The sequence below is a fragment of the uncultured Aquincola sp. genome (assembly GCF_964001545.1).
GTDB lineage: Bacteria > Pseudomonadota > Gammaproteobacteria > Burkholderiales > Burkholderiaceae_C > Aquincola.
The window spans coordinates 1-6,681 of sequence record NZ_CAXFDV010000651.1 but is presented as its reverse complement, the minus strand read 5'-3'; the positions used below and the strand labels follow the sequence as shown (position 1 = coordinate 6,681).

Annotated in this window: 5 protein-coding genes; 3 read left to right on the top strand and 2 right to left on the bottom strand. The window is 71.6% G+C overall.

Annotated features, from left to right (window positions below; translation table 11 throughout):
• The coding region (locus ABNT58_RS22605) for an efflux RND transporter permease subunit (protein ID WP_348755656.1) at positions 1 to 2,411 on the bottom strand (2,411 nt) is incomplete at its 3' end.
• Positions 2,412 to 2,430: 19 nt separating this feature from the next.
• The gene (locus ABNT58_RS22600; RefSeq protein WP_348755655.1) at positions 2,431 to 3,558 is read right to left on the bottom strand and encodes an efflux RND transporter periplasmic adaptor subunit; all 1,128 of its coding nucleotides are present in this window, start codon (positions 3,556 to 3,558) and stop codon (positions 2,431 to 2,433) included.
• Between the two features lie 117 nt (positions 3,559 to 3,675).
• On the opposite strand from ABNT58_RS22600, the gene hpnC reads away from it, so the two are divergent.
• The 3 genes from hpnC to hpnE form a co-directional block, all read left to right on the top strand.
• On the top strand, positions 3,676 to 4,557 hold the full coding sequence (gene hpnC / locus ABNT58_RS22595; RefSeq protein ID WP_348755654.1) for a squalene synthase HpnC: 882 nt from the start codon (positions 3,676 to 3,678) through the stop codon (positions 4,555 to 4,557).
• A complete protein-coding gene (gene hpnD / locus ABNT58_RS22590) occupies positions 4,554 to 5,402 on the top strand; it encodes a presqualene diphosphate synthase HpnD (RefSeq protein WP_348755653.1) in 849 nt (282 codons plus the stop codon). The genes hpnC and hpnD overlap by 4 nt, the downstream gene beginning before the upstream one ends.
• Before the next feature lie 2 nt (positions 5,403 to 5,404).
• The coding region (gene hpnE / locus ABNT58_RS22585) for a hydroxysqualene dehydroxylase HpnE (RefSeq protein ID WP_348755652.1) at positions 5,405 to 6,681 on the top strand (1,277 nt) is incomplete at its 3' end.

The following is a 6,681-nucleotide window of genomic DNA, read 5'->3' as shown; positions in this document are numbered from 1 at the left end:
CCGCTGGCCGTGGGCAGGTAACCATTGGCCAGGTCCGTCAGGGCATTGCGCTCGTCCAGGGGCTGGCGCAACACGATGTCGATCAGCTTGTCACCCTCACGGTACTGGCCCACGGTCTGGCCCGCCAGCAGGGTGCGTGAGGCCTGGGCGATGGACTGGCTGCTCACCCCCAGGGCACGCGCCTTGGCCTGGTCGATCTCCAGACGCAGCACCTTGACCGACTCGTTCCAGTTGTCGTTCACGCCGCGCATGTTGGCGTTCTCGCGCAGCACGGCCTTGACCTCGTCGGCGCGCGCGCGCAGTTGCGTCGGGTCGGTGCCGATCACGCGGAACTGCACCGGGTACGGCACCGGCGGCCCGTTGGGCAGCAGCTTGACGCGGCTGCGCACCTCGGGGAATTCGGTGGCCAGCAGCGCCGGCAGGGTCTTCATCAGGTGTTCGCGGGTGGCCAGGTCCTTGGGCAGCACGATGGTCTGCGACACGTTGGCCTGCGGGAAGATCTGGTCCAGCGGCAGGTAAAAGCGCGGCAGGCCCGAGCCAACCCAGGTGGTCACGCTCTCGACACCGGCCTCCTTGCCGATGCGCGCCTGGAAGCGCCGCGCCACTTCGTCGCTTTGCTGGATGGTGCTGCCTTCGGGCAGCCACAGGTCCACCAGCACCTCGGGGCGGCTGGAATCGGGGAAGAACTGCTGCTGCACCTTGCCCATGCCCACGATGCCCAGCGCGAAGGTGAGCACCGTCAGGCCGATGGTGATCCAGCGGTGGGCCACGCACCAGCCCACCAGGCTGCGAAAGCGCATGTAGAAGGGCGAATCGAACAGCTCATGCGCCTCGCTGCCTTCCACCTTGCTGTGGGTGTGCAGCAGCCGGGCGCCCAGGTAGGGCACGAAGTACACCGACACCACCCACGAGATGACCAGCGCCGCGGTGGTGACCGCGAAGATGGCGAAGGTGTATTCGCCGGTCATCGACTTGGCCAGGCCGATGGGCAGGAAGCCGGCCGCGGTGATCAGCGTGCCGGTGAGCATGGGCATCGCGGTCACCTCGTAGGCGTAGGTGGCCGCATGCAGCTTGTCCACGCCCTCTTCCAGCTTGCGCACCATCATCTCGACCGCAATGATGGCGTCGTCCACCAGCAGGCCCAGCGCGATGATCAGCGAGCCCAGCGAGATCTTGTGCAGGCCGATGCCCCAATAGAACATCGTCACGAAGGTGATGGCCAGAACCAGCGGAATGGTGATGGCCACCACCAGGCCCGGCCACACGTCCACCCGCAGCGGCCGCGTGTGCAGGCCCAGGCTGATGAAGCTGACCGCCAGCACCACCACCACCGCCTCGATCAGCACATGCACGAACTCACCCACCGAGCGTGAGACGGCCGCCGGCTGGTCCTGCACCTGCGACAGCTCCAGCCCCACCGGCAGCGTGCGGCGCACTTCGTCGGTCCGCGCCTTGAGCTGCTTGCCCAGCTCGACGATGTCGCCGCCCTTGGCCATCGAGATGCCCAGCGCCACCACCTGGCGGCCCTGGTAGCGCACCATGGTGGCGGGCGGGTCGGCGTAGTCGCGGCGGATGTCGGCGATGTCGCCCAGGCGCAGCGTGCTGGCAGCGCCGGTGGCGGGGTTGACGCCGCGGATCGGGAACTGCCGCAGCTCCTCCACCGAGGTGAACGCCCCACCGATGCGCACCTGCAGGTTGGCGCTGCCGGCGTTGAGCACGCCCGCGCCTTCCACCGCGTTCTGCGCGCCGAGCTGGTTGATGACCTGGTTGAAGTCCAGGCCCAGCTGCGCCAGGCGACGCGCGGAGATTTCGATGAACAGCTTTTCGGGCTGCACGCCAAAGAGCTCCACCTTGGCCACGTAGGGCACGCGCAGCAGCTGCTGGCGCACGGCCTCGGCCTGCACGCGCAGCTCCTCGTCGCTGAAGCCGTCGGCCGACAGCGCATACAGCGTGCCGTAGACGTCGCCGAATTCGTCGTTGAAGAACGGACCCAGCACGCCGGACGGCAGGGTGGCGCGCATGTCGCCGATCTTCTTGCGCACCTGGTACCAGGTGCCCGAGACCTCGCGCGGCGGCGTGTCTTCCTTCAACTGGAAGATCGTCAGCGACTCGCCCGGCTTGGTGTAGCTGCGGATCTTGTCGGCATGCGGCACGTCCTGCAGCGCCCGCTCGAGCTTGTCGGTCACCTGGTCGGCCACCTGCTGGGCGGTGGCGCCCGGCCAGTAGGCCTGGATCACCATCGCGCGGAAGGTGAAGGGCGGGTCTTCGTCCTGGCCGAGCTGGAAGTACGCGGCCACGCCGAGCACCATCAGCACGATCATCAGGTAGCGGGTGAGCGCCGGATGCTCCAGCGCCCAGCGTGAGACATTGAAGCGGGACGGCTCGATGGCCAGCGGCGTGGGGTCGCTCATGGGTGGCGGCTCCGGTCGGTCAGCGGGCGGAGGCGGCAGCAGCCGGGGCCGGCGCTGCGGCAGCGCGCTCGGCATACAGGCTCACCTTCTGCCCGGCCGTCAGCACATGCACGCCGGCCGTCACCACCCGCTGGCCGGGCTGCACCCCGCCCACGATCACCACTTCCTTGCCCTCTGCGCCGCCCACCTGCACCGGCTGGGCGTTGACGGTCATGCTGGACGGATCGACCACCCAGACGCTGGAGCGCCCCTGCGACTCGAACACCGCCGACAGCGGCAGCTTGGCCACGCCCTCCACCCGAGGCAGCGCGATGGAGGCGGTGGCCGTCTGCCCCAGCCGCACCGGCGCGCGGCCGACGTCGGCTTTGACCTGGAAGGTGCGGGTCACCGGGTCGGCCGCGGCCGCCACCTCGCGCACGGTGGCCGGCAGCGGCTTGTTCTCTTCGCCCCACAGCGTGACCTGGATGGCGCCGGCCTGGTCCATCAGCGCGCGCACGCCGTTGAGGCGGTCTTCCGGCACCGAGAACACCACGTCGCGCGGACCGTCGTGCGCCAGGCGCAGCACCGGCGTGCCGGCGGCCACCACGGAGCCGGGTTCGGCGTCGACGCTGGTGATCACGCCCGGCACGTCGGCCACCAGCGTGGTGTAGGCGCGCTGGTTCACCTGCACGCCGGCCTGGGCGCGGGCCTGCTCCAGCTGCGCCTGCGCGGCCTGCATCGCGGTTTCGCGGCGCTCCAGCTCGGCGCCGCTGATGAAGCCTTGCGCCTTCAGCTCGCGGTAGCGCTTGAGGTCGGCGGCGGCCAGGTCGTAGTTGACCTGGGCCGCGCGCACCGCGGCCTGGGCGGCCGCTTCGCCCAGGCGCAGGTCCTGGGGATCGAGCTGGGCCAGCAGCTGGCCGGCCTTGACCGTGTCGCCCAGGTCCACCGCGCGCCGCGTGATCTTGCCGCCGACGCGGAAGGACAGGCGCGACTCGGTGCGCGCACGCACCTCGGCCGCGTACTCGACGCGGCCGCCTGCAGTGGCCGGCGCGATGACCGTGGTGCGCACCGCGCGCACCGGCTCGGCAGCGGGCTCGGGGCGCGAGCAGGCGCTCAGCAAGGCCAGCGACAGCAGGCCGGCGACGGTGAAGAGGGGGTGGAGGCGCATCGACTCTTGTCCTTGGTGGGGCAGGCGGCCCTCGTACTGACTGACCGGTCAGTAATGTAGAAGTGCGTGCCGTGCGGTGTCAATCGACCCGAGCGGCGCGAGTTTGAGGCTGCGTGCATGGACAATCGCCGTCCCGTGAGCGTCGACCACTACGAAAACTTCCCCGTTGCCTCCTGGCTGTGCCCGCCCCGCTTGAGGCCGGCCATCCAGGCCATCTACTGGTTCGCGCGCACCGCCGACGACCTGGCCGACGAAGGCGATGCGCCCGCGCAGGCCCGCCGCGCCGCGCTGGCGCGTTACCGCCAGGCGCTGGCCGATGCCTTCGAAGGCCGCCCCGTGACTGGCGAATGGGCACCGGTGTTCGGCCCGCTGCAGCAGGCGATCACCGCCTACCGGCTGCCCCGCCGCCCGCTGGAAGACCTGCTCAGCGCCTTCGAGCAGGACACCCACAACCTGCCCTACCCCGACCGCGCCGCGCTGCTGGACTACTGCGCGCGCTCCGCCAACCCGATCGGCCGCCTGCTGCTGCACCTGTATGGCGTACACACGCCTGCCGCGCTGGCCGAATCAGACGCCGTCTGTACCGCCTTGCAACTCATCAACTTCTGGCAGGACCTGCGCATCGACCTGCCGCGCGGCCGCCACTACGTGCCCGTGGCCGACGCGCAGCGCCATGGCCTCACGCTGACGGCACTGGCCGACGAAGCCGCCACCGGCCAGGCCAGCGCCGCCACCCGCCGCCTGACCGCCGAACTGGCCGACTGGGCCCGCCAGACCATGCAGGCCGGCGCGCCGCTGGTGCACCGCGTGCCCGGCCGCATGGGCTGGGAGCTGCGCCTGGTGGTGCAAGGCGGCCTGCGCATCCTGAACAAACTGGCCGCGCAGCAGCACGACAGCCTGCGCCGCCGACCCACCGTGGGTGCCGCCGACGCGCCGCTGCTGTTGTGGCGGGCGCTGGTGATGCCGGCCACGGCCGAGCCGGCACGGAGGCCCGCATGACCCCCGAGCAATACGTGCAGGACAAGGCCGCCCGCAGCGGCTCGTCCTTCTATTACGCGTTCAAGTTCCTCACGCCGCCGCGGCGCGCCGCCATCACCGCCTTCTATGCCTTCTGCCGCGAGGTGGACGACGTGGTGGACGAGGTGCAGGACCCCGGCGTGGCAGCCACCAAGCTGGCCTGGTGGCGCAAGGAGGTGTCGCAGGCATTTGCCGGCCACCCGACGCACCCGGTGATGCAGGCGTTGATGCCGCACGTGGCCAACTACGACATCCGCCCGGAGCACCTGATGGCGGTGATCGAAGGCTGCGAAATGGACCTGCAGCAAAGCCGCTACCTCGACTTTGCCGGCCTGCAGCGCTACTGCCACCTGGTGGCCGGCGTGGTGGGCGAAGTGGCGGCCAGCATCTTCGGCCGCACCCAGCCGCAAACCATCGACTACGCGCACAAGCTGGGCCTGGCGCTGCAGCTGACCAACATCATCCGCGACGTGGGCGAAGACGCGCGCCGCGGCCGCATCTACCTGCCGGTCTCGGAGCTGCAGCAGTTCGACGTCAAGGCCCACGAGCTGCTGCAGCGCAGCGCCCCCTGGGGCTACAGCGAGCGCTTTTCCGCGCTGATGCGTTTCCAGGCCGAGCGTGCCCACCGCTGCTACGACGAAGCCTTTGCGCTGCTGCCGGCGGCCGACCGCCGCGCGCAACGCCCGGGGTTGATGATGGCCAACATCTACCGCACGCTGCTGCGCGAGATCGAGGCCAGCGACTTCCAGGTGCTGCACCAGCGCATCGCGCTGACGCCGCTGCGCAAGGTGTGGATCGCGATGCGCACCAACTGGCAGGCCCGCTGACCGTGGCCCCACGCGCCGTGGCCCGGGTGGCGGTCGTCGGCGGCGGCTGGGCCGGCCTGGCCGCCGCGGTGGCCGGCGTCGGCGCCGGCGCCCAGGTCACGCTGTTCGAGATGGCGCCGCAGCTGGGCGGCCGCGCCCGCGAGGTGGCGGTGGACGGCCTGCCGCTGGACAACGGCCAGCACATCCTGATCGGCGCCTACCGCCGCACGCTGGCCTTGATGCGCCAGGTGGGCGCCGCGCCCGAGCAGCTGCTGCTGCGCCGCCCCCTGGCCCTGGTGTACCCCGATGGCCACGGCCTGCAGCTGCCGCCGGGTGCCGCCATCCCCGCCTTCGTGCGGGCGGTGCTGGCTTACCGCGGCTGGGGTTGGCGCGACCGCGCGGCGCTGCTGCTGGCTGCCGGCCGCTGGGGCGCCAGCGGCTTTGCCTGCGGTGAGCGCACCACCGTGGCCGAGCTGACGCGCGGACTGACGCCGCGGGTGCGCACCGACTTGATCGACCCGCTGTGCGTGGCCGCGCTCAACACCCCGGCCGAGCGCGCCAGCGGACGCGTGTTCCTGCGGGTGCTGCGCGATGCCCTCTTCAGCGGCCCCGGCAGCGCCGACCTGCTGCTGCCCCGCGCCAGCCTGGGCGCGCTGCTGCCGGCACCGGCCGAAGCCTGGCTGCGCCAGCAGGGCGCGGTATTGCGGCTGGGGCATCGGGTGCAGGCGCTGGCCGCGGCGGGCACGGGCTGGCAGGTGGATGGCGAGCCGTTCGATGCGGTGGTGCTGGCCGCCCCGCCCCGCGAGGCGGCGCGCCTGGCGCAACCGCTGGCGCCCGCCTGGGCGGCGCGGGCCGAAGCCTTCGACTACGAACCCATCGTCACCGTGTACCTGCGCTGCCCGGGTGCCCGCCTGCCGCTGCCGATGATGGCGCTGCATGACGGGCCGGGCGCGCCCGCGCAGTTCATCTTCGACCTGGGGACGCTGTGCCCGGGGCGCGGCACTGAGGGCGTGCTGGCCATGGTGGTCAGCGGTGCGCGTGAGTGGGTGGCCCGCGGGCTGGAGGCCACCGGTCAGGCGGCGCTGGCGCAGGCGCTGGCGGCCTTCGGGCCCGGCAGCTTTCCGTCAGTGCCCACCGTGCTGCGCTGCCTGGCCGAAAAGCGCGCCACCTTCTTGTGCACCCCGGGCCTGGACCGGCCGCCCGCCGCGGTGGCGCCCGGCCTGTGGGCGGCTGGCGATCATGTGCAAGGCCCCTACCCCGCCACGCTGGAAGGCGCGGTCATGGCCGGCGAGGCGGCCAT